Origin of the sequence: Actinomadura sp. 6N118 (assembly GCF_044326415.1) — a bacterium.
Lineage (GTDB): Bacteria > Actinomycetota > Actinomycetes > Streptosporangiales > Streptosporangiaceae > Spirillospora.
Map to the genome: position 1 here is coordinate 112,014 of NZ_JBIRAZ010000012.1, position 20,079 is coordinate 132,092.

At 70.7% G+C, this 20,079-nt stretch carries 17 protein-coding genes; 10 read left to right on the plus strand and 7 right to left on the minus strand.

The window, feature by feature from the left end:
- The first annotated feature begins 154 nt into the window (after nt 1–154).
- The 8 genes from ACH34W_RS29420 to ACH34W_RS29455 are packed head-to-tail and all read left to right on the plus strand — an operon-like array spanning nt 155 to nt 7,026.
- Nucleotides 155–973: an ABC transporter ATP-binding protein gene (locus tag ACH34W_RS29420; RefSeq protein ID WP_395964356.1), complete on the plus strand. Its 819-nt coding sequence runs from the start codon at nt 155–157 to the stop codon at nt 971–973.
- Nucleotides 970–1,836, plus strand: a complete 867-nt coding sequence (locus ACH34W_RS29425) for an ABC transporter ATP-binding protein (protein ID WP_395964357.1) — start codon at nt 970–972, stop codon at nt 1,834–1,836. Before ACH34W_RS29420 ends, ACH34W_RS29425 begins: the two co-directional genes overlap by 4 nt.
- Nucleotides 1,833–2,723 carry a branched-chain amino acid ABC transporter permease gene (locus tag ACH34W_RS29430; RefSeq protein WP_395964358.1) on the plus strand — a complete coding sequence of 297 codons (891 nt, stop codon included), beginning with the start codon at nt 1,833–1,835 and terminating at the stop codon, nt 2,721–2,723. Before ACH34W_RS29425 ends, ACH34W_RS29430 begins: the two co-directional genes overlap by 4 nt.
- Nucleotides 2,716–3,861 (plus strand): branched-chain amino acid ABC transporter permease, encoded by a 1,146-nt coding sequence (locus ACH34W_RS29435; protein ID WP_395964359.1) that lies wholly within the window; start codon nt 2,716–2,718, stop codon nt 3,859–3,861. The genes ACH34W_RS29430 and ACH34W_RS29435 overlap by 8 nt, the downstream gene beginning before the upstream one ends.
- Nucleotides 3,858–5,180 carry an ABC transporter substrate-binding protein gene (locus ACH34W_RS29440; RefSeq protein WP_395964360.1) on the plus strand — a complete coding sequence of 441 codons (1,323 nt, stop codon included), beginning with the start codon at nt 3,858–3,860 and terminating at the stop codon, nt 5,178–5,180. Before ACH34W_RS29435 ends, ACH34W_RS29440 begins: the two co-directional genes overlap by 4 nt.
- 39 nt (nt 5,181–5,219) lie before the next feature.
- On the plus strand, nt 5,220–5,462 hold the full coding sequence (locus tag ACH34W_RS29445) for a hypothetical protein (protein WP_395964361.1): 243 nt from the start codon (nt 5,220–5,222) through the stop codon (nt 5,460–5,462).
- On the plus strand, nt 5,459–5,920 hold the full coding sequence (locus ACH34W_RS29450) for an SRPBCC domain-containing protein (RefSeq protein ID WP_395964362.1): 462 nt from the start codon (nt 5,459–5,461) through the stop codon (nt 5,918–5,920). Before ACH34W_RS29445 ends, ACH34W_RS29450 begins: the two co-directional genes overlap by 4 nt.
- Nucleotides 5,921–5,973: 53 nt before the next feature.
- Nucleotides 5,974–7,026: an alpha/beta hydrolase gene (locus ACH34W_RS29455; protein ID WP_395964363.1), complete on the plus strand. Its 1,053-nt coding sequence runs from the start codon at nt 5,974–5,976 to the stop codon at nt 7,024–7,026.
- Nucleotides 7,027–7,092: 66 nt separating this feature from the next.
- On the opposite strand, the gene ACH34W_RS29460 is transcribed toward ACH34W_RS29455, so the two are convergent.
- The gene (locus ACH34W_RS29460) at nt 7,093–8,520 is read right to left on the minus strand and encodes an aldehyde dehydrogenase family protein (RefSeq protein ID WP_395964364.1); all 1,428 of its coding nucleotides are present in this window, start codon (nt 8,518–8,520) and stop codon (nt 7,093–7,095) included.
- Between the two features lie 4 nt (nt 8,521–8,524).
- Nucleotides 8,525–10,060, minus strand: a complete 1,536-nt coding sequence (locus tag ACH34W_RS29465) for a PucR family transcriptional regulator (protein WP_395964365.1) — start codon at nt 10,058–10,060, stop codon at nt 8,525–8,527.
- A gap of 105 nt (nt 10,061–10,165) precedes the next feature.
- On the opposite strand from ACH34W_RS29465, the gene gabT reads away from it, so the two are divergent.
- Both gabT and ACH34W_RS29475 read left to right on the plus strand, forming a co-directional pair.
- A complete protein-coding gene (gene gabT / locus ACH34W_RS29470; protein ID WP_395964366.1) occupies nt 10,166–11,518 on the plus strand; it encodes a 4-aminobutyrate--2-oxoglutarate transaminase in 1,353 nt (450 codons plus the stop codon).
- A gap of 93 nt (nt 11,519–11,611) precedes the next feature.
- Nucleotides 11,612–13,867, plus strand: coding sequence for a DUF4132 domain-containing protein (locus ACH34W_RS29475; protein WP_395964367.1), 2,256 nt, complete (start codon nt 11,612–11,614; stop codon nt 13,865–13,867).
- 43 nt (nt 13,868–13,910) lie between these two features.
- On the opposite strand, the gene ACH34W_RS29480 is transcribed toward ACH34W_RS29475, so the two are convergent.
- From ACH34W_RS29480 to ACH34W_RS29500, 5 genes are all read right to left on the minus strand, one after another.
- On the minus strand, nt 13,911–15,017 hold the full coding sequence (locus ACH34W_RS29480) for a DNA alkylation repair protein (protein ID WP_395964368.1): 1,107 nt from the start codon (nt 15,015–15,017) through the stop codon (nt 13,911–13,913).
- A gap of 27 nt (nt 15,018–15,044) precedes the next feature.
- A complete protein-coding gene (locus ACH34W_RS29485; protein ID WP_395964369.1) occupies nt 15,045–16,052 on the minus strand; it encodes an LLM class flavin-dependent oxidoreductase in 1,008 nt (335 codons plus the stop codon).
- 71 nt (nt 16,053–16,123) lie between these two features.
- A complete protein-coding gene (locus ACH34W_RS29490; RefSeq protein WP_395964370.1) occupies nt 16,124–17,686 on the minus strand; it encodes a protein kinase in 1,563 nt (520 codons plus the stop codon).
- Nucleotides 17,687–17,811: 125 nt separating this feature from the next.
- Nucleotides 17,812–18,117, minus strand: coding sequence for a hypothetical protein (locus ACH34W_RS29495; RefSeq protein ID WP_395964371.1), 306 nt, complete (start codon nt 18,115–18,117; stop codon nt 17,812–17,814).
- A 172-nt stretch (nt 18,118–18,289) separates the two neighbouring features.
- Nucleotides 18,290–19,984, minus strand: coding sequence for an ExeM/NucH family extracellular endonuclease (locus tag ACH34W_RS29500; protein WP_395964372.1), 1,695 nt, complete (start codon nt 19,982–19,984; stop codon nt 18,290–18,292).
- Nucleotides 19,985–20,079 lie beyond the last annotated feature (95 nt).

Here is a 20,079-nt window from a genome sequence, read left to right on the forward strand (position 1 = left end):
CACTAGGTGTCAGGGCGGATTCGCCCACATGCTGTGCGCTCCGCACAACCCGAATGCCGTTCCATTGGACGCCCGCCCCGACTTGGCTCCGCCCCATGGACGGTGTCCGGTGTCCCATGTTGTGGTGCCTGCCACACGACGATGGGAGGCGCCTATGGCGAGCGGAGCGCTCGCTGTCCGCGATCTTTCGGTCAGCTATGGCAAGGCCGTCCGGGCGCTGAGCCGGGTGTCCCTGGAGGTGCCCGAAGGGTCGGTGACGGCCGTGCTCGGGGCCAACGGAGCAGGCAAGACCACGTTGCTCAGGGCCATTTCGGGCACGCTGCCCTTCCATCGCGGCACGGTGGACAGCGGCGGGATCAGCTTGGGCGACCGCCCCCTGAGCGGACTGCGCCCGGCGGCGGTGGTGGCGGCCGGGGTGGTGCAGGTGCCCGAGGGTCGGCGGGTGTTCGGGCGGCTCTCCGTCGAGGAGAACCTCAAGGCGGGAGCGCTGGGCGCACCGGACCGGTCGGGTGTGGCCGAATCGCGCGGACGGGTGCTGGAGCTGTTCCCGGTGCTGGGCGAACGCGCCAAGCAGCGGGCCGGACTGCTCTCCGGCGGGGAGCAGCAGATGCTGGCCATCGGCCGGGCGCTCATGGCCCGGCCGAAGGTGCTGCTCCTGGACGAGCCGACGCTCGGGCTGGCGCCGCTGATGGCCGAACGGATCAGCGAGACGATCACTGAGATCAACCGGCAGGGCACCGCCGTGCTGCTCATCGAGCAGAACGCGGCGCTCGCCCTGGAGCTGGCGACCACCGCGCACGTCCTGGAGGTCGGCGAGGTGACCCTGCACGGCGAGGCCGCCGAGCTGGCAGCCAGCGACGAGATCCGGCGCCGCTACCTCGGCGTCGCCATCGGAGGAGAAGGCGGCGACGGGGATGCCGGCGAAAAGCTGCGGCTCGAACGGCCGCCCACGCTGGAGAGGTGGGTCGGGTGAGCGAGCTCATCGTTGACGGGCTGACCGTCCGGTTCGCCGGGCTCACGGCGCTGGACGCGGTCGATTTTACGGTGCCGGAGGGCAGCGTGCACGCGGTCATCGGGCCGAACGGGGCGGGCAAGTCGACCTGCTTCAACGTGCTGTCCGGCGTCTACCGCGCCACCGAGGGCAGCGTGCGGTTCGGAGATGCCGAGCTGACCACGCTGCCGCCGCACAAGATCGCGGCGCTGGGTGTGGCCCGCACGTTCCAGAACATCGCGCTGTCGTCACTGCAGAACGTGGAGAACAACCTCATGCTCGGGCGCCATCGGCTGACCCGGGCGGGGTTCGCCTCGGCGGGACTGCGGCTGCCCCATGCGCGGCGCGAGGACGCCCGGCACCGGGGACGGGTCCGGGAGATTGCCCGGTTCGTCGGTGTGAGCGAGTATCTGGACGCCCCGGTCGGGATGCTCCCGTACGGCGTGCAAAAGCGGGTCGAGCTGGCCCGGGCGCTGGCCATGGAACCGCGGCTTCTCCTGCTGGACGAGCCGGTCGCCGGGATGAACGGCGACGAGCGGCGCCGGATGGCCGAGGTCATCGTCGCCGCGCGGGCCGACCTCGGCCTGTCGATCCTGCTCGTCGAGCACGACATGGGCATGGTCATGAAGCTCGCCGACCGGGTGACGGTCCTGGACTTCGGCCGTCGTATCGCCGACGGCACGCCGGACGAGGTCCAGCGTGACCCGGCGGTGATCCGCGCCTATCTCGGCGCCGCGCACACCGTCGACGCCGCGGACCTGACGGCGGACGCAGCGGACCTGACGGCCGGCGCCGGGCAGCGGAAACCAGGCGCCGAGCAGGAGAAAGCAGAGGAACGGGCTTGACGACCTTCATTGAGCTGGTGGTCAACGGGCTGTCGGTGGGATCGGTGTACGCGCTGATCGCCCTCGGGTTCGTGATCATCTTCAAGGCCACCGAGGTGGTGAACTTCGCGCACGCGTCGTTGCTGCTGGTCGGCGGATACGTGACGGCGATCCTGCACGACGACATCGGGTTCCTGCTCGCGCTGGTCGCCGGAATCGCGACCGCGGCCGTCGTGGGCGCTCTGGTGGAGTTCCTGGTGCTGCGCCGCGCCGCGGTCGAGAACCACGCCGTGCTGGCGATCGTCACGATCGGCGTCGACATCATGCTCACCACCGAGCTGACCCGGCGCATCGGCACCGAGGTCCTCACGCTGGGCGATCCCTGGCAGAACGGGATCTACACCGTCGGCGGGGTCAGCATCGCGCACACCCGGATCGCGGCACTGGTCACCGCGGCCGTGCTGATCTCGGCATTCCTGCTCGCGTTCCGCTACACCTCGTGGGGCGTGGCGATGCGCGCGGCGGCCGAGGACAGCGAGACGGCGGCGCTGATGGGCATCCGGCTCTCCCGCGTGTCGCTGGGCGCCTGGGCGGTGGCGGGTGCCCTGGCCGCCGTGGCCGCGCTGTTCCTGACCGTCTTCCCGACACCCGGCCTGGACCGCAGCACGTCGTTCGCGGCGATGAAGGCCTTCCCGGCCGCGATCCTCGGCGGGCTCGACTCCACCACCGGGGCGCTGGCGGGCGGCCTGATCATCGGGCTCACCGAGTCGCTGGTCACCGGCTACCAGGGTGACCTGGCCTTCATGGGCCGCGGCATCGGCGAGGTCGCGCCGTTCCTGGTGATGCTCGCGATCCTGCTCATCCGGCCCGCCGGGCTCTTCGGGACGAGGGAGCTGACCCGTGTCTGACGCTGCACAGGCAGGGCCGGCCTCACCTGACCGGCTGGCGGCCCTCCGCAGGCCTGCCTTCCCGCTCGCGGTGGTGGGTGCGGCGGTCCTGCTCGCCTTCCCGTTCTACCTCGACTCGTTCTGGCTGCAGACCGGTCTGTTCGCGATCTCCGCGGCGATCGGCGCGATCGGGCTCAACCTGCTGACCGGAGCCACCGGCCAGCTGTCCCTGGGCCACGCGTTCTTCCTCGCGGTCGGCGCGTACGGATACGTGTTCCTGGCGGCGGACTCCGACACCAAGCTCACCGGGCTCGGGCTGCCCACACCGGTCGCGTTCGTCGGCGCGGTGGTGATGGCCGGGATCGCGGGAGGGTTGTTCAGCCCGATCGCGGGACGGCTGCGCGGCACCTATCTCGGCATCGCGTCGCTCGCCCTGATCTTCATCGGGCAGCACGTGCTGTTCAACGCCGAGAGCGTCACCGGCGGCTTCAACGGCCGGAACGTGCCGCCGCTGGAACTGCCCGGGATCGTCTTCGACGACTCACCGGAGCTGGTGGTCTTCAACGTGCCGCTGGGCGCGCTGGAGCGGCTCTGGTTCCTCGGGCTGGTGCTGCTCGTGCTCGCCGCCTGGCTCGCGCGCGGCGTGCTGCGCGGCCGGCCGGGCCGGGCGCTCAACACCATCCGCGACCACGAGGTCGCCGCGTCGGTGATGGGCGTGCCAGTGGCGCGCTACCGGGCCGGCGTCTTCGTGCTGTCGTCGATGTACGCGGGAACGGCGGGGGCGCTGCTGGCCCTCATCTTCCGCCGGACCGTGCCCGAGTACTTCGGGATGTTCCTGTCCCTCGACTACCTGGCCATGATCGTCATCGGTGGTCTGGGCACCGCGGCCGGTGCGGTGATCGGCGCGGTCTTCGTGTCGTTGCTGCCCCAGGTGCTCACCCGTTACAGCGACGGCCTCCCGCTGGTCGCCGCACCCGGCTCCGGCGGCGTCTCGCCTGCCGAGGCCTCTCGCATCCTGTACGGCGCCGCCGTCGTCGCCGTCGTCCTCTTCCTGCCCGGCGGACTGCTCGGCCTGTGGACCCGGCTCCGCATGGTCTTCGCCGCCCGCAGGGCCCCGCGTACCCTGCCCCGACTCGAAAAAGAGGAACAACCAGCATGAAGCGCACAGGGCTTGGATCAACAGGGTTCAGATCAACAGGGCTCAGATCAGCAGGGCTCAGCTCAACTGCGCTGCGGACGACGACGGCGGCGCTGGCGATCGTGCTCGCCGCCGCCACCGGGTGCAGCAACAAGGCCACCGGCGGGTCCGGCGGCACCGGCGCGGACGGCGTCAAGCTCGGCCCCGGTGTGACCGCAGACAAGATCAAGGTCGGCATCGTCAGCGATCTCACCGGCGTCTACGCCCCGCTGGGCAAGAGCCTGACGCAGGCGCAGCAGTTGTACTTCGAGGAGGTCAACGCGGCCGGCGGGGTGTGCGGCCGCAAGGTGGAGGCCGTGGTCCGCGACCACGGCTACGACGTGCAGCGGGCGATGTCGGCCTACAGCGAGCTCCAGGCCGACGTGGCCGGGATCCCGCAGTTCATCGGCTCGCCCATGGTGACCGCGCTCAAGGGCCGGATCACCACCGACAAGATGTTCGTGGTCCCCATGGCCTGGTCGACCACGTTGCTGGGCAGCGAGTCCATCCAGGTCAGCGGCACCACGTACGACATCGACATGATCAACGCCCTGGACTTCCTCACCAAGGAGAAGGGCGTCAAGAAGGGCGACAAGATCGGGCACGTCTACTTCGAGGGCGACTACGGCGAGAGCGCGCTGCACGGCGCCAAGCACGCCGCGGGCAAGCTCGGCCTCACCTTGATCGAGCAGAAGATCAAGGCGACCGACAACGACATGAGCGCCCAGGTCGCCGCGCTCAAGAAGGCCGGGGTGACGGCGATCCTGATGAGTGCCGGGCCCAAGCAGTCGGCCTCGCTCGCCGGTGTCGCCCGCGCCAAGGGCATGATGGTTCCGATCGTGACCAGCAACTCCGGCTTCGCACCGCAGCTGCTGCAGACCCCGGCGGCGCCCGCGTTGCTCAAGGACTTCTACATGGCCAGTGCCGGTGCGCCGATCGGTGCGGACCTGCCCGCCCAGAAGAAGCTGGCCGACGCGTACGGCAAGAAGTACCCGGGCCAGCCGCGTGACAACGCGGTCGTCAACGGTTACACCTCGGCCGCCTTCTTCACCGACGCGCTGAAGAAGGCCTGCACGGCCAAGGACCTGAGCCGCGCCGGGATCATCAAGGCGCACCGCTCCAGCAGCACCTACGACGACGGCTTCGGCACGCCGATGGACTTCAGCAAGTCCGACCAGCCCGCCACGCGCAAGACCTACATCTTGCGGACCGACGCCAAGGCGCTCGGCGGCCTGGTGATCCAGCGTCAGGCCACCGAGTCGGACATGGCCAAGTCGTACGAGGTCCCCGCAGGGTCATAGCTCAGTAAGCCGCTGCCGTTCGTCTGTTACCATGTTACCGTGGTAACAGACGAACGGCAGCAGACCGGACTGCGGATCGAGCGGAACGTGCTCAAGGTCCTCAAGGGGCTGGCCGAGTATCTGGACATGTCCCTGGGTGATCTCGTCGAGGGCATCGCGCTGCACGCCTTCGAGGGCAAGGCACCCTTCTCGCCCGAGACGCTAGGCAAGATCGAGCAGCTCAAGGAGGTGTACGGCCTGACGCTCACCGCGGCCGACGCGCACCTGCTGGAGGAGAAATGAGCCAGGACAAAATGAGCCGGGACAAGCTGAGCGGCGCCTCCGTCACGCTGACCGGCGACCTTGGCGTCACGCTGCGTCCGGCCGACGCGTTCGAGCTCTTCACGCCGCGCGGCGAGGAGCGGTGGGTGGCGGGCTGGCGCCCGCGCTTCCCGGTGCCCGTGCCCGACGACACCATGCCGGGCACGGTCTTCGAGACCACGTCCGATGGCGAGACGACGACCTGGATCGTGCTCGACCGTGAGGTCGGCCGTCGCGTCTCGTACGCCCGCGTCACTCCCGGCTCGCGCGCCGGCACGGTCACCGTCGAGCTCGCCGAACGGGAGGGTGGCACCTCCGTGCGGGTCACGTACGAGCTCACCGCCCTCTCGCCCGATGGCGAACGTGAGTTGCGGGCGTTCGCCGCCGGGTACCCGGAGTTCCTGCGGTCCTGGGAGAAGGCGATCGGCGCCCTCGGCTGATGTCCGCTCCGCCGCGTTGGTTTACGATCGGCGGATATTCGACTGGAGGTCCAATGCCGCTTCCGACCGATCTGATCCCGCCCCAGGCCGTGAACCTCGCCGTCCGCACCGTCTACGCGCTGCCCGCCCCGGTCCGCCGGTTGATCGCGGGGCGCCAGGTCAGGCGGGACGGCCAGCGGCTCGCCCTTGAGGCGCAACTCCTGCTCGCCCTGGCCAAGGTGGAGGGTGCGGGACTCAGCGACAGGCGGGTGAACGTCGCCCGGCGCCGCCTTGAACGCAGCCAGAGGCTCATCGAGGGCAGGCCCGTCGAGGGCGTCGGCACCCGCGCTCTGACCCTTCCGAACGGCGATCACGGCATCCCGGCGCGGCTCTACACCCCGGCCGGCCTGCCCTCCGGCTCGCCCCTGCTGGTCTATTACCACGGCGGCGGATTCCTGCTCGGCAGCCTGGACACCCACGACTCCCTCTGCCGCCACCTGGCCGCGAACGCCGCCGTCCGTGTGTTGTCGGTCGGCTACCGGCTGGCGCCCGAGCATCCGTTCCCGGCGGCGGTCGACGACGCGCTCGCCGCGTACGAGCACGCCGTCAAGAACGCCGAGTCGTTCGGCGCCGACCCGCACACGGTGGCCGTCGGCGGCGACAGCGCGGGCGGCAACCTCGCGGCCGTCGTCAGCCATCACGCCGAGCGGAAGCCCGCGTTCGCCCTGCTCTTCTACCCGGTCACCGACCTGTCAGGCCGCCGGCGCTCGCGGGATCTGTTCGCGGAGGGCTTCTACCTGACCGATCCCGACATGATCTGGTTCTCCGACCAGTACATCCCGGTGGAACGGCGGACGGAGGTCAAGGCCTCACCCCTGCTGGCCGACGACGTCAGCGGCTTCCCGCCCACCTATCTCGCCACCGCGGGCTTCGACCCCCTTCGCGACGAGGGCGAGGAGTTCGCGCACAGGCTCGCCGACGCGGGCGTGCCGGTCGTCCTCCGCCGGCATGAGGACCTCATCCACGGCTTCGCGAACATGGGTGGCCTCGGCGGGCGTTTCGCCGAGGCGGTCTCCGAAGCCGCGGGAGCCCTCCGCATGGGCCTCGCCATCGCGCGCCGCGAATGACACGGCGGGACCACCGTGAGGGGCGGTCCCGCCGGGTGATGCGATGCCGGAGAGCCGGAGAGGACGTCAGAGGGGCAGGCCGGTGAGGACCATGATCTTCTCTTCGGTGTAGTCGGCCATCGCCGAACGGAGACCTTCGCGGCCGACGCCGGAGTCCTTCACGCCGCCGTACGGCATCTGGTCGGCGCGGTAGGACGGGACGTCGCCGATGATGACGCCGCCGACCTGGAGCTCGCGGTGGGCGCGGAAGGCGATGTCGAGATTGCGGGTGAAGACGCCCGCCTGCAGGCCGAACTTGGAGTCGTTCACCCGCTCGAACGCCTCGTCCACACCGTCCACCGGCTGGACGAGCAGCACCGGGCCGAACACCTCCTCGCGGACGACCTTGGCGTCGGCGGGCACGTCGGCCAGGACGGTCGGGGCGTACGCGGCGCCCTCGCGGGTGCCCCCGGCCAGGACCTTCGCGCCCGAATCGACGGCCTCGCCGACCCAGGACTCGACCCGTTCGGCGGCGCCCTGGCTGACCAGCGGGCCGACCTGGGTCTTGTCGTCCCACGGGTCACCGGTGACCAGGCTGTTCACGGTCTCGACCAGCTTGGGCACGAACTCGTCGTACACCGCGCGGTCCACATAGACCCGCTGCACCGCGATGCAGCTCTGGCCCGCCTGGTAGTTGCTGAACAGGCCGATGCGCGACGCGGCCCAGTCGAGGTCGGCGTCCGGCAGCACGACCGCGGCGCCGTTGCCGCCCAGCTCCAGCGTGACGTGCTTGCGCGGCACCTGGTCGTTGATCGACCAGCCGACCGGGACCGAGCCGGTGAACGAGACGATCGGGAGCCGTGGGTCCTCGACCAGCGCGGCCGCTCGGTCGTTGGGGACCGGCAGCACCGAGAACATCCCCGCGGGCAGGTCGGTCTCGGCCAGGAGCTCACCCAGGAGCAGCGCCGAGAGCGGCGTCGCGGGGGCGGGCTTCACGACGATCGGGGCGCCGACCGCGATCGCCGGCGCGACCTTGTGCGCGGTCAGGTTGAGCGGGAAGTTGAACGGCGAGATGCCGAGCACCGGGCCCTTGGGCACCCGGGAGACGTAGGCCATCCGGCCCACGCCGCCCTCCTCGGTGTCCAGCCGCTGCGTCGTGGGGCTCCAGCGCCGGGCCTCCTCGGCGGCGAACCGGAACGTCGAGATCGCCCGCTTCACCTCGATCCGTGCCCACATCAGCGGCTTGCCGTTCTCGGCGGTGATCAGCTTGGCGATCTCCTCGGACCGTTCCGCCAGCCGGCGTGACACATGGGCGAGGGCCTCCGCGCGCACATGGACCGGCAGGGCCGCCGCCTCGGCGCGCACCGCGTCGGCCGCCGCCAGCGCCTCGTCCACCTGGTCCGGGGTCGGTACGGAGACCGTGCCGACCACGCGGCCGTCATAGGGGTGTTCAACGGTCAGCTCGCCGTCACCGGTCGCGGCGCGCCCGGCCAGCCAGAAAGGGGTCACGTTCATGCCTTCACGCTATCTCTGGATCTGGCCGTTTCCAGTGGCCAGGGTGTCCAATCGGCTCCGTCCCGTTGGCCGTCACGGCGAGCGCGATCCAGAGCTCGGCCCGTACTGCCGGCTCGTCGAGATCACGGCCGAGGAGCCGGGCGGCCTTCTGGATCCGGGCTCGCAGCGTGTGGCGGTGCACGCCCAGGGCACGCGCGGCCGTCTCGCCCTGGCCGTTGGCGGCGATGTAGGCGCGCAGCGTGGTGATCAACGTCTCGTCCGCGGTGAGGGGCGCCAGCAGCGTCTCGGCGAAGCCCTGGGCGAGCGCCGGGTCGAGGATGCCGAGGAGGCCCTGGCCGGGGAGGTCGGAGTAGCGGAGCGCGGCGCGGTGCCGGCGGGCGGCGGCCAGTGCCTGGCGGGCCTGGCGCAGGGCGTGGCCGAGTGAGTCAAGGTCGGCCGCGTCGCTGGCGCCGACCGGGCCCCTCTGGTGGGCCAGCGCCATGAGCCGCTCGGTCGCCCCCGCGGGGATGATCACGGCGACGGTGCCGTCCTGGAGCGGCACGGGGAGGCAGTGATCGTCGTCGCCGAAGGCGTCCAGCACCGCGGCGCCGCCCGCGCAGGCCAGGACGCGGACCGGTGCGGCGGGGAACGCGGGGCCGCCGGGTGGCAGGCCGAGGAGGAGGCCCGCCAGCGCCGAACGAAGGTCGCGGGTCGTCCGTGGTGACTCCGACTGCAGGGTGAGGAGCGCCACGGCGGAGCCGACGATGGTGTGCGCGACGCGCGGCAGCCGCTCGGCGGTCCCGACCGCCAGGAAGGCGCGCGGGCGGCCGGAGACGCCGACGCCCTGGACGACCACGTGATCGTCTTTGTCGGCGAGGGTGATGCTGGCCGTGCGGGTCTCCTGGGCGAGGCGAGCGAGGTCCGGGGCGAGCTCGGCGGCGCGCCTGCGGGCACGCGCGAGGTCTGCGGCATGCTCCCCGGCGTGCTCGGTCGCGTGGTCTCCTGCGTGCCTTCCTGCGTGGTCTCCTGCGGCTGCGGCGTGCCGGACCTCGCCGGACGGATCGAGCAGCAGCGCCCAGCCGCCCAGCTCACGGGCGAGCCGGGCGATCAGCGGTCCCGGCCCGCGCAGCGCCGCGCGGGTCAGCTCCCGCTGCGCCTGGAAGGCCCGGGTGTCGTCCTCGTACCACTCGGCCGCGAGCAGCCGGGAGACGGCCTTGCCGATCGCGATGAACGGGACCGGCTGGGGGACTTCCAGCAGTGTGAGCCCCTGATCGCGGGCCGCGTCGACCAGCTCGGGAAGGGTGACGGGATGGATGACCCCGGCCGCAAAACCGAGCCCCGCGACGCCGCGTTCGACCAGCCGCGACACGTACGGCACGACGTTGTCCGGAGTGAGCCGCATCCCGGTGGTCAGCACCAGCTCGCCGCCCTCCAGGAACGGCGTCGGGTCCTCCAGCTCGCTGACGGCCACCCAGCGTACGGGCAGGTCAGTGCGCACCTCGGTCAGCGCGCGCAGGCCCAGCTGGGGGAGCGCCGCGACGGCGGAAAGCGTGGGCGGCATGGTGGCCCCTGGAGAATCTCGTTGTGCAGGCTGTCCAGTCGAGCGGTGATGATTCGCCGCTCCGTACAGTTCAGCCTACGGGGAGTCCCGGCTTATGTTCGCGCCATGACCAGCCAGATCACCGGCAGGCCCGAGCGCCTGCGACAGGAACGCCGTGTCGTCACCGAGATCCCGGGGCCGAAATCACGGGAGTTGCAGGAGCGCCGCCTCGGCGCCGTACCGCCGGGCGTCGGCAGTGTGCTGCCGGTGTACGTGACGGATGCGGGCGGCGGCGTGGTCGTGGACGTCGACGGCAACTCGCTGATCGACTTCGGCTCCGGCATCGCGGTCACAGGCGTCGGCAACGCCAGCCCGCGCGTCGTCGAGCGGGTGAAAGAGCAGGTGGAACGGTTCACGCACACCTGTTTCATGGTCGCGCCGTACGAGTCGTACGTCGCGGTGTGCGAGGCCCTCAACCAGATCACGCCCGGCGACCACGAGAAGCGGTCGTTCCTGGTCAACAGCGGCGCCGAGGCGGTGGAGAACGCCGTCAAGATCGCGCGGTACGCGACCGGGCGGCAGGCGGTCGTCGCGTTCGACCACGGCTTCCACGGCCGGACCCTGCTCACGATGACGCTGACCGCCAAGAGCATGCCGTACAAGCACGGGTTCGGCCCGTACGCGCCGGAGGTCTACCGGATGCCGCCGGCCTACGCCTACCGCTGGCCGACGGGGCCCGGCAACTGCGGGCCGGAGGCAGCCGCGCAGGCCATCGACCAGATCACCAAGCAGATCGGCCCGCGGAACGTGGCGGCCGTGGTCATCGAGCCCATCCAGGGCGAGGGCGGCTTCATCGACCACGCTCCCGGGTTCCTTCCGGCGATCGCCGAGTTCTGCCAGGCGAACGGCATCATGCTCGTCGCGGACGAGGTGCAGACCGGGTTCGCGCGGACCGGCGACATGTTCGCCTGCGACCACGAGGGGATCGTGCCGGACATCATCGCGATGGCCAAGGGCATCGCGGGCGGGCTCCCGCTCGGCGCCGTGACCGGCCGCGCCGACCTCATGGACAAGGTGCACGGCGGAGGCCTTGGCGGCACGTACGGCGGCAACCCGCTCGCGTGCGAGGCGGCGCTCGGGGTCCTGGAGGAGATCGAGGCCGGGGGGCTCGTCGAGCGCGCCCGGTGGATCGGCCAGACCATGGTGCCGAGGCTGCAGGCCCTCGCCGAGAAGCACGACGTGATCGGCGACGTGCGCGGGCGCGGCGCCATGACCGCGATCGAGCTGGTCCGCGGTGCCTCGAAGGAGCCGAACCCGGAGCTGACGGCGGAGATCGCACGCCGCTGCCACGCGGCCGGGCTGCTGGTCCTGACCGCCGGCACGTACGGCAACGTGGTGCGCTTCCTGCCGCCGCTCGTCATCCCCGAGCACCTCCTGGTGGAGGGCCTCGGCATCCTGGAGAGCGCCTTCGAGGACTGAACGGGAGGGCTGAACGGGAGGACTGAACGGGGAAGACTGAACGGACGGAGGACCGGGCGGAACGCGGCGCGGTGATCGTTCGTCTACGAGGTCATGACGAAGTCCCCCGCAGCCCCAGTCGAAGAAGCCCCCGCAGACGTTCTGCCGCAGTTGCTGCTCGCACCGCCGTGGACGGTGAACGAGCCGGCCGAGCCGATCGTCCTCAAAGGGCTCAAGCTTCCCAAGCAGCCGCCGGTTCTGACCTGGCAGCCGGGCGAGCGCGAGGAATGGCTGGAGTCTCCCTACAGGGAGGACAAGGCGGGTCGCTACCTTCCCCAGCTCACGCGGCAGTCGGACGTCACCGACTGGGGCGCCCTGGCCGAGTCGTTCCTCAGCGGGAAGGCGCTGTCGGAGTTCGATGACCACGCCCGTCGGCTGAGGGTGATCGAGCTGCTGCTGCAGGGGCCGGAGGAGTACGGCCGTCAGCTGCTCGACGACGAGCGCTACTCGGCCGACTTCGAGGCGATCTGGGTGGCGAAGGGTCTCGCCGCGCGTTACGAGCTCGCCGCGCTCCCGATGCTCAAGCGGCTGGGGAGGCGGAGCTTCGGCTGGGTCGCCCAGTTCATGCCGTTCCGGGACGCGGAGATCGCCCAGCTGGTGCTCAAGCAGATGGACGATCACTACAACGCCAAAGACGCCCGAGCCTGGTTCGAGAGGCACGGCCCGGACGGGATCGTGCTGATCATGCCCGATGTGGTGCGCAGGCCAGGCCCCAAGCGCGAGATGGCGGAGGAGGCCGTCCGCCTGGTCGCCCAGAAGCACGGGCACGACGCCGTTGTGGAGGCCGTGCGGGTCTACGGTGATGAGGCGGCTGACGCGATCGCGCAGATGAAGGTCGATCCGCTGGATCTCTACCCGGACCCGCTCCCGGTGCTCTCCGAGGACCATGATCCTGCGCGGCTGCCGCAGATCCTGTTGCGCGGCCGGAAGCAGGCCCTGCCCGCCGCCGCGACCCGGCACTTCCTCACGATGTTGTCGATCTCTGAGCCAGGCGCCCCGTACGCGGGTGTGGACGCGGTCGTCGACGTGTGCGATCCGGAATCGCTGGCCGAGTTCGCCTGGGCGGTGTACCGGGCCGACCAGGCCTATCCGAGGTGGGCCTCGCCCTGGGTCGAGTTCGCGTTGCTGCGGCTGGCCGACGACGAGACCGTCCGCCGCCTCGCACCGGTGGTCATGCGCTGGTCGAAGCAACGGGCCTGGACCGGCCGCGGCCTCACGGCGCTGGACGTTTTCAGCGCGGTCGGCACCGACGAGGCGCTGCGGCAGCTGCACCAGCTCGCAACGAAGGCCCAGGACGTCAAACGGATCCGGCCGTGGGCGGCAGGGAAGCTGAAGCGCGCGGCGGAGGAGCGCGGGCTGACCGCAGAGCAACTGGCCGACCGGCTGGTCCCCGGCCTCGGGCTGGATTCCGACGGCAGCATGGTCCTCGACTACGGCCCGCGTCGCTTCACGGTCGGGTTCGACGAGCAGCTCAAGCCGTACGTGGCCGACGAGGACGGCAAGCGCCGCAAGTCGCTCCCCAAGCCGGGGGCCAAGGACGACGAGGTGCTGGCGCCCGCCGCGTTCAAACGTTTCGGGGATCTCAAGAAGGAGGCGCGGACCGTCGCCGGCGACCAGATCAAGCGCCTGGAGAAGGCGATGGTGGCGGCGCGCCGGTGGACGCCGGAGGAGTTTCGCAGCACCTTCCTCGAACACCCGCTGCTCTGGCACATCGCCCGGCGGCTCGTGTGGTCCGCCGAGGAAGGGGACGGGAAGACCACCACGTTCCGTGTGGCCGAGGACCGGACGCTGGCCGACGCCGACGACGAGGTGTTCACGGTCTCCGCCACGGCCCGGATCGGGCTCCCGCACCCGCTGCTCCTCGGTGAGGAACTGGCGGCCTGGACGGAACTCTTCGCCGACTACGAGATCCTCCAGCCGTTCCCCCAATTGGGCCGCGTGGTGCACACGCTGGCCGAAGGGGAGGGCCAGGACGGCCGCCTGCGCCGCTTCGACGGCCGCGACGTGCACTTTGGGACGATCCTGGGCCTGACCAGGCGCGGATGGGTCCTCAGCGAGAAGGAGACCGGCGGCTACCAGCGCTCAATCTCTCTCAAGCTCTCGGAGGAACGCAGCGTGGTCGTGGACATCGACCCGGGGATCCGGGTGCTCACGCCCGACGAACATCCCGTTCAGCGGATCGAGCAGGTGGTGCTCTTGACTGCGCGCTACTCCCGTCAGGCCCATCCGTTCGGAGAGCTGGACCCCGTGACGCTCTCGGAGACGCTCGCCGACCTCGCCACCCTCACCGAAATCAGCAAAGCCCCCTGACGCCCACTGATGGCCCGTTGACGTCCCGTTGACGGGCCCAGGCTCAACTGCCGACGGGATCCGCGTCGACCAGCGTGAAGGACGCGGTGGCGCGGGTCTCGCCGTTGACGATGACGTCCAGCTCGCGGGGGCCGGGAGGCTCGGCCCTCGTGGTGACGGGGCGGAACGAGTGGGACTTGGTCACCGTGAACGTCTGGCCTGGGACGGCGGCCTCGCGTTCGGCCAGGTGGAAGATCCGGCGGGAGCCGTCGCGGCGGACCGCGTACTTGAGGAGGAGCGGGCCGGGCGAGGCGGCGCTGACGACGACGGTGAACGGGAGCCGGTCGCCGACGGCGACCTCGTCGCTCGCGAGGCTGAGCGACTCGACCGTGCCGTTGCCCGGCGCGGCGCCGAGCAGGACGAGGGCCTCGGGGTGGCCGGCACGGATGAGGCCGCGAACGGCATGCCGGACGACGCGTTCGACGTGCGAGCCGCCCTCGGAGGCCCACCGGCCGAGGAGGGCGAGGGCGACGTCGGGATGGTCCTTGGCGATGTCGTTGACGTGGTTGGCGACGGACCGGCGGACGTACTCGCTCGGGTCATCGCGGAGCCGGTCGAGGATGGGCAGGGTGGGGCCGGGCTCCATCAGCCAGCGCACGCGGGTGGCCCAGGGAAGCCGTGGCCGGGAGCCCTCGGAGGCGAGTCTGCGCAGGTGCTCGTCGTCCGACTCGGCCCAGCCGATCATGACCTTGAGCGCGGCGTCCTGGTAGCGGTCGAGATAGGGGCGTACCGCGAACTCCCCGGTGGAGTAGGGCGTCAGCACCGCCAGGGTCGTCATGGCCTCGTCGAGATGATCGTGGCCGTACGCGCCCACGAAGTCGGTGGCGGGCCAGCCGCTCCACATGTCGAGCCGGACGCGGGTCGTCGCCTCGCGCAGCACGGCGGCGGCGCTGGGGAAGGGCAGCGCCAGCGTCTCGTGCAACGCCAGCGACACCTGCCTGATGCGGTCCTTGAGCTCCAGCGTGCTGAGGCCCGCGAGCGCGGTGGTGATGAAGCGCTCGCGGGGAAACGGGGCGTGGGCCGCCGCGACCCCGTCGGCGAGGAGGCCGACGGAACCGCGGTTGACCATCTCTTTGAGCGGTTGAGCCACGGTCGCCAGGGTGCCAGACACCCCTGACAGTCTCTTGACGCCCGACCCTTAGACGCCCGACGCGACCGGTGAGCCGGCGGCGCTGAGATCGTAGAGGTCGGCGAGGATGTCGTACGAGCGCAGGCGGTCGGCCTGGTCGTAGACCATGGTGGTGACCATGACCTCGTCGGCCTTGGTGCTCTCCAGCAGGGCGTCCATCTGGCTGCGGACGGACTCGCGGCCGCCGACGACCTGGGAGTCGAGACGCGCCTGGATGATCTCGCTCTCGAGCGGGGTGTACGGGTGGGCGGCCGCCTCCTCCGGGCTCGGCAGGAGGCCCGGACGGCCCTGGCGCAGCCGCAGGAACGACAGGGCCTGCGGGCGGGCGAGCTCGCGGGCCTCCACGTCGGTCTCGGCGGCGGTGACCGACACGGCGATCAGTGCGTACGGCTCTGCGAGCACGCTCGGCCGGAACGACTCGCGGTAGATCTGCAGGGCGGGCAGCGTGTTCTCGGCGCTGAAGTGGTGCGCGAACGCGAACGGCAGACCCAGCATCCCGGCGAGCCGGGCGCTGTAGCCGCTGGATCCCAGCAGCCAGACCGGCGGCTCGTTGCCCGCGGCCGGGGTGACCTTGCTCTGCTCGCCGAAGTAGGCACGGAGCTCGTGGACCTGCTCGGGGAAGTCGTCCGCCGACAGAGCGTCCGGCGAACGCCGCAGGGCGCGGGCGGTGGCCTGGTCGGTGCCGGGCGCCCGGCCGAGGCCGAGGTCGATGCGGCCGGGAAAGAGCGCTTCGAGCGTGCCGAACTGCTCGGCCACCACCATCGGCGCGTGGTTGGGCAGCATGATCCCGCCGGAGCCGACCCGCAGCCGTTCGGTGGCCGCCGCGACCTGGCCGATGAGCACGGCCGTCGCGGAGCTGGCGATCCCGGGCATCGCGTGGTGTTCGGCCAGCCAGTACCGATGAAAACCGAGGTTCTCGGTGTGCCGCGCCAGATCGAGGGTGTTGCGCAGGGCTTGGCCCGAGGTGGAGCCGCTCACGACGGGGGACAGGTCCAGGACGGAGAAGGGGACGCTCATGAACGATGACAACCGTCCGATGATCCGCTCTCTTCCCGGAGGACGGGAAGAGAGCGGATCCTCACACGAGGTCAGTAGCCGCTGCCCTCACCTTCGCCGGCGCCGGCGCCGGTGGAGGCCGGGGAAGGGGTAGGTGTCGGGTCGTTGGTTGGCTCGTGGGTCGGTTCGTAGGTCGGGGTGTGCGTGGGCGTCGGCTCGTATGTCCGCGTGGGTTTCCAGGTCGGAGTGTGCGTGGGCTCGGTCGTGGGGAGGTAGCCGCCGCCTGTTTCGGTCGGGGTGGGCGTCGCTGACCTCGTCGTCTCCGTGGTCTGCGTAGGCTCCGCGTATTGGGACGTCGTCTCCGTGGGAAGCGGCGTCTGGTCGTTGGTCTGCTTGCCCTTGGCGTCCCGCTCGAACTGAGGGGCCAGGAGCACCAGGCTGGTCAGCAGGGCCGCCAGGACGGTCGCCGACACGGCCCACAGAGCAGTCCGGCGCCGCTTCTTGGCCGGGGCGGCGTGCAGCGGGTCGATCGTGACCTGGTGAGGAATCGGCACCTGGTGGAACGCGGCCGGAGCAGGCTCAGGCTGCGGTGCGTACGCCGGTGCCGGACCAGGCGGCGGTGCGTGTCCGTGTGCGTGTCCCGGCGCGGGTGCCGGCGCCGGAGGTGGTGGCGCGTTGTGCGCGAGCGTGGGCTCGGGGGTACGTTGCGCCGCGAGGTCGTGCCCGGCCTGGAGCATCCCGGTCATGGTCGCCTGACGTTCGGCGTCGTACGGAGCGACCGGAACGGGCGGCGGAGCGGCGTGGTGCGCCTGCGGAGCCCGGGTCTGGGCAGGCGCCGGTCCTGTGGCCGGAGCCGCGTCATGACCGAGCAGCAACATCAGGACGTCGCGCGCGTCGGGGCGGTGGGCCGGGTCCTTGATGAGGCAGCGCTCGACGATGCCGCGCAGAGGTCCGGCGAGATCGCCCAGATCGGGCTCTCCGGTCAGAACCCGGTGGATCACCGCGGGCAGGGTGTCGGCGCCGAACGGCGTCCTGCCGGTGGCGGCGTACGCGATGGTGGCGCCCCACGCGAAGACATCGATCAAGGGCCCGGCGCGTTCGCCACGGATCTGCTCGGGCGCCATGTAGACCGGGGTGCCGACCATGCCCGCGGTGTTGGTGGTGGCGTCGAGCGCCCGGGCGATGCCGAAGTCGATCACGCGGGCCCCGGCCGAGCCCAGCAGCACGTTGCCGGGCTTGAAGTCACGGTGCACGACCCCGACCTGGTGGATCGCCACCAGCGCCGTGATCGTTCCGACCGCCACCCGCTGCAGCGAGCCGCCGGTCAGCGGGCCCTGTGTCGAGACCTGCTGGTGCAGCGACGGACCGGGCACATACTCGCTGACGATGTACGGCCGCCCGTCCTGCACGTTCACGTCCAGGACCTGCGCCGTGCAGAATGGCGCGACCCGCATCGCCACCTCGAACTCGCGGAGGAACCGGGACCGGGCCCGCTCGTTCTCGTTCAGCTCCGCGTGCAGCAGCTTGATCGCGACCTGCTCACCGGTGGCCGGGTCGCGGCCCAGGAATACGGCACCCTGGCCGCCCTCACCAAGCCTGCGGATCAGGTCGTAACCGCCCAGCCGGGTGGGATCGTTCGCGCGGAGAGCCGCCATTCGGTGTGCCCCGTCCCGCCGGGCTTCTCAGGCCGCCGCTGGACGATGCCAGCGAACAGACGGCCTGCCCGGCTTCCCTTCTTTCGATGCGCGGGACAGGTGGCCTGGTTCGCGGTGATTCGCTCCTAATTGGAGGCGTTCAGCGCGATCATGGCGCCGCCGATCACGACGGCGGGGATCAGGGGAAGGACCGAGATGCTCAGCCATGACCACAGGACCATCTTCTTGGCCTTCCCGGGGTTGGCCTCGAATACCTCTTCTGCCCGCGCGTAGAGCATGGCGCCGACGACGAGGAGCGGGAAGAAGAGCACCATCGTCCACAGTCCGAGGAGGAACGCGACGACCTGGCCGCCGCGCGTGTAGCTGCCGTCGGGGCCGATGCCGAGTCCGAGGCTGGCGGGTGAAGATGCGGTGGGGGCTGCCGCGTCCATCTGTGACCTCGCTCACATAGGGATCAGAGCGTGATCATATGCTTTCGAATCACGTTCGGGAAAGCCCCCGGAGACGGCCAAGCCGGGCGATCCGGAAGATCGCCCGGCTTGGTCAGTCCGGTGTGCTGTCAGGCCGGCGTGGCTGTCACGCCGACGTGGCTGTCAGACAGTGTCAGCGCAGGCGCAGGCCGATCAGGACGGGGTCGTGGTCGGAGGAGCGGAACGCGTCCGGCTTGTAGAGCGACGGCGGGTTGTACTCGGTGTTGTAGTCGAGGATCGTCGGCTCGTCGCTGTTGATGTGCCAGATCGTGGCGTCGGACACGCGCCGGGCCAGGCCCTTGCCGGCCAGGGCGTGGTCGAGTTCGCCGGACTGGCCGTCGAAGACGTAGCTGTAGCGCTGGGCCGCCTTGACGTGGCGTTCGGTCAGGCTGACCATGCCGCTTGCGGTGAGCGCCTTGATCGGGTCTTCGGCGGCGTAGGCGTTGAGGTCGCCGAGGACGAGCGGGTTGGTCTCGGCCTTCGCCAGTTCGGCGATCGCCTTGGCCTGGGTGACGCGGCGGGCGTTGAAGCAGCTCTGCCCGTCGCCCTGGTCCTGGTCCGGGCCGGTGGCGCCGCCGCAGCCCTTCGACTTGAAGTGGTTGATGATCATGGTGAACGCGGTGCCGCCGGAGGTGCGCTGGAAGGTCTGCACGAGGGGCGGGCGCTCGAAGATCGGGGCGGTGGATGAACGGGGCGCGCCGGCGGGCTTGAGCTTCGCGGGCTTGTAGATGAGCGCGACGTGGATCTCGTCGGTGCCCGGGTTCGGGTGCTTGATCCACGAGTAGGTGTTCGCGCCTACGGCCGCGTTGAGCCTGTCCACGAGTGCCTTGATGGCGGTGTCGCCGTTGTTCTCGACCTCCATGAGGCCGACCGCGTCGGCGTTCAACCCCTTGAGGGCGGCGACCAGCTTGGTGATCTGGCGTTCCTGTTCGGCGGCGGTGTCGGCGCCGCGCTTGTCGAGCGTCGTGAACCAGTTGAGCGTGTTGAAGCTCGCCACCTTCACGTCGCCGCCGACGTTCTCGGGCTTGGCGGGACGCGGGTTCGTACGGGCGAAGCGCACGGCCTGGGTCGGCTGCAGCCGGTAGGTGTTGAAGCCGTAGCTCAGGACGCCGGTGAGGTTGCTGGTCGAGTCGCCGATGCGCAGCACGCGCGGGCTGGTGAACGGGACGTTCTTGGGGTTCTGCACGGTCGAGCCGTCGTCGAGCAGCAGGCGGCGGGCGTTGTTGCCCGCCTGCGTCGAGCCGTGGCCGTCAGTCGGCTGGAACAGGCGGCCCTTGGCGGCCAGCGACACCTCGCCGTACTGGCCGAGCCGGTAGGTCTCGGTCGCGGTGAGCTTCTGCTGGAAGCGGACCAGCACTCCCTCGTACGCCTCCAGGCTCGCGCCGGCGGACAGCGGGAGGCGTGCCTGGGCGGGCTTCACCCTGCCGGTGCCGCACACGTCCACGACGGTCACCGGGGAGAGCTCGGTGAGGCCGTTGAACTCGATGGCCTTGCCGGTGGCGAGCACGCGGTCGCCGACCTTGACGTCCTTCGTCGAGTAGACGAACAGGCCGTCGGAGGTCTTGGGGTCCCGGTCAGGGGTCGCATCCTGGATGAAGAAGCCCTTGAGCTGATCGGCCGCCTGGAAGTCGCCCGTGACCACACCCTCCACCCGGACGGTCTGGCCGCTCACCGGACTGGTGTCACCGGCGCCCTGGACCTGGGCGATCTGGTGGGTGGCGGGGGTGGAGCACGTGCCGGGCTCCTCCGCCTGGGCCGCGTGGAGACCGGCGGTGGTGACGAGGCCGGCCGCCACTGCGGTCGTGAGTGCTGCTGCTGTTCGGCGCATGCGCCGGACATTAGGGCGGGCATCGAGCGGGACGAAGGACGGTTGGTGAAGATGTCACCAATTTGTCATTGATTGACGAGATCATGGGCAGTGGT

Bases quoted from the DNA above. Each gene is read 5' to 3' on its own strand.
- ACH34W_RS29420 (WP_395964356.1), top strand. From the start codon at position 155: ATGGCGAGCGGAGCGCTCGCTGTCCGCGATCTTTCGGTCAGCTATGGC.
- ACH34W_RS29440 (WP_395964360.1), top strand. From the start codon at position 3,858: ATGAAGCGCACAGGGCTTGGATCAACAGGGTTCAGATCAACAGGGCTC.
- ACH34W_RS29450 (WP_395964362.1), top strand. From the start codon at position 5,459: ATGAGCCAGGACAAAATGAGCCGGGACAAGCTGAGCGGCGCCTCCGTC.
- ACH34W_RS29455 (WP_395964363.1), top strand. From the start codon at position 5,974: ATGCCGCTTCCGACCGATCTGATCCCGCCCCAGGCCGTGAACCTCGCC.
- ACH34W_RS29460 (WP_395964364.1), bottom strand. From the start codon at position 8,520: ATGAACGTGACCCCTTTCTGGCTGGCCGGGCGCGCCGCGACCGGTGAC.
- ACH34W_RS29465 (WP_395964365.1), bottom strand. From the start codon at position 10,060: ATGCCGCCCACGCTTTCCGCCGTCGCGGCGCTCCCCCAGCTGGGCCTG.
- gabT (WP_395964366.1), top strand. From the start codon at position 10,166: ATGACCAGCCAGATCACCGGCAGGCCCGAGCGCCTGCGACAGGAACGC.
- ACH34W_RS29475 (WP_395964367.1), top strand. From the start codon at position 11,612: ATGACGAAGTCCCCCGCAGCCCCAGTCGAAGAAGCCCCCGCAGACGTT.
- ACH34W_RS29485 (WP_395964369.1), bottom strand. From the start codon at position 16,052: ATGAGCGTCCCCTTCTCCGTCCTGGACCTGTCCCCCGTCGTGAGCGGC.
- ACH34W_RS29490 (WP_395964370.1), bottom strand. From the start codon at position 17,686: ATGGCGGCTCTCCGCGCGAACGATCCCACCCGGCTGGGCGGTTACGAC.
- ACH34W_RS29495 (WP_395964371.1), bottom strand. From the start codon at position 18,117: ATGGACGCGGCAGCCCCCACCGCATCTTCACCCGCCAGCCTCGGACTC.
- ACH34W_RS29500 (WP_395964372.1), bottom strand. From the start codon at position 19,984: ATGCGCCGAACAGCAGCAGCACTCACGACCGCAGTGGCGGCCGGCCTC.